This is a genomic window from Streptomyces sp. MnatMP-M17, from assembly GCF_900091995.1.
In the GTDB taxonomy this organism is placed as follows: domain Bacteria; phylum Actinomycetota; class Actinomycetes; order Streptomycetales; family Streptomycetaceae; genus Streptomyces.
In genome coordinates, this window is record NZ_FMDK01000481.1 from 1 (window position 1) to 1,862 (window position 1,862).

Consider the following 1,862-nt stretch of genomic DNA (forward strand, 5'->3'; position numbering starts at 1 on the left):
CCCGCCCCGGGCCGCCCCTCGGCAGGTCCGGCAGCCGTGGCGGGTCCTTCTCCAGGACCGCGCGCAGTTCGCCGGTCCTGGACTCGTCGGCGTGCCAGACGCGGGCGAGCCGTGGCGCCGTGCCTGCCTGAGCGCTCTCGGCGTCCAGCCACACCGCGCACCAGTCCGCGAGCCGCGGCACCAGCAACTGTCCCGCGAGCGCCGCGATCAGATCCTCGTCGAGCTGGCCCGCGAGCAGCTCCGAGGCCTCGGCGAGAAAGGAGAGCGCGCCACGGCCGATCCAGTCGGGATCGTCCCGTACGGAACGCCGCGACGAGGGCGCGAGAATCTCGGCGGCGCGCAGTCCCCGGCGCAGCGCGGGTTCGCCCGGCTGGCCGGGCCCTGCCTCCCGCCCTTCGAGCGGCAGCCGGGCCCAGACGGTCTTGAGCCCGGGACGGTAGGTGATGCCCCAGCGTTCGGCGAGGGAGGCGACGAGTTGCAGCCCGCGGCCGTACTCCGGAGTGCCGGACGGCGCCTGGCCCCGGGCGTCGCTCTGGATGGCGCGCGCGGGATGGTGATCGGATATTTCCAGAACCAGGGCGGCCGGCTCCTCTCCCGTCCCCGAGGGATCCTCGGCCGCCGTCTCGTGGCGGCAGAGCAGTTCGACGGTGGTCCCGGCGTGCACGACCGCGTTGGTGACCAGTTCGCTGACGATGACCACCGCGTCGTCCGCGAGCAGATCGGTGCTGTGCCGCCCTGGCGCGCATCCTCCGTCGCCTCGGCAGAAGGTGCAGGTGGCCAGCTTTCCCTGGCTGGTCCAGTCGGCCAGCGTCGCGCGTACGAACCGGCGCGCGGCGGACGGCGCGAGCGGGTTCCCGGGCAGGCTGGTACGTGACGTCGACCGCGCGTCCTGCCGTAACGGCACCTCGGGTGCCGAACGGTGCAGCGACTCGCGCGGAATCGGAATGGGCCCCACTGCGGCTCCTGATCCCGTTCTGGTGTTGTGCCACTTACGATCCCGACAGAGTGACAGACGGAGCGCGTCCATATGCGCCGAGTCATCGAAGTGGGCGGATATTTGCCTGGAGTTGGTGAACAGCCGAGGTCCGGCGGCGTGCTGGGAGAAGGACGGTATGGCTGAGGACACGGGTTGACAACACGGCGGCCAAACCCCGGGTAACGACGTGCGAAACCGCGCCGGACAGAGCAGTCTTGCCCCGCTGGCCGACAGGCGAGGGCCGAGGGCCGACAAGGAGAGCCGGATGAGCAGGTCAACAGCCTCCGCGGAACGCGCGACCATTCTTCTCGTGGACGACATGGAGGACAACCTCGTCGCACTGGAAGCGGTCCTCGGCTCCCTGGACGTGACACTCGTACGGGCCCGTTCGGGCGAGGAGGCGATGGAGGAACTGCTGCGGCAGCCGTTCGCGCTGGTCCTGCTGGATGTCCGGATGCCGGGCATGGACGGTTTCGAGACGGCCGCCCGGATCAAGCGGCTGGACCACGCCAAGGACGTCCCGATCATCTTTCTGAACGGGCCCGAGTCCGACAGCGGTTACGCGTTCCGCGGGTACGCCACAGGCGCGGCGGACTTTCTGACCAAGCCGTTCGACCCGTGGGTGTTACGGGCCAAGGTCGGTGTCTTCCTCGATCTGCACCGGAAGAACCAGCAGTTGGAGCGGATGCTGGCGCGTGAGCAGGAGCACCTCGGGGAGATCGCGGGCCGGCTGTCGTCGATCGAGGAGGAGTTACGGCGCGGCGCGCCGAACGATCTGGCGACGCTGGGACAGCAGCTCGCGCGCATAGGCGACACCTTGGGCGAACTTCGGCGCGCGCGGGCCCGGTAGCCCGCAGGCGGTAGCCCGCGGGCGCGCGGGCCGCTC

The 1,862-nt window shown here is 70.6% G+C and carries 2 protein-coding genes; one reads left to right on the forward strand and one right to left on the reverse strand.

Features of this window, described 5'->3' with window-relative positions:
- Positions 1-955: ATP-binding protein (locus GA0115259_RS21535; RefSeq protein WP_141716649.1), on the reverse strand; the 955-nt coding region annotated here is incomplete at its 3' end.
- A 286-nt stretch (positions 956-1,241) separates the two neighbouring features.
- Here GA0115259_RS21535 and GA0115259_RS21540 point away from each other — a divergent pair.
- Positions 1,242-1,826 carry a response regulator gene (locus tag GA0115259_RS21540; RefSeq protein WP_093599703.1) on the forward strand — a complete coding sequence of 195 codons (585 nt, stop codon included), beginning with the start codon at positions 1,242-1,244 and terminating at the stop codon, positions 1,824-1,826.
- The last annotated feature ends 36 nt before the right edge of the window (positions 1,827-1,862 follow it).

What these genes read in the sequence shown, in the direction of transcription:
- GA0115259_RS21540 (WP_093599703.1), top strand. Translation starts at nt 1,242, where the DNA reads ATGAGCAGGTCAACAGCCTCCGCGGAACGCGCGACCATTCTTCTCGTG.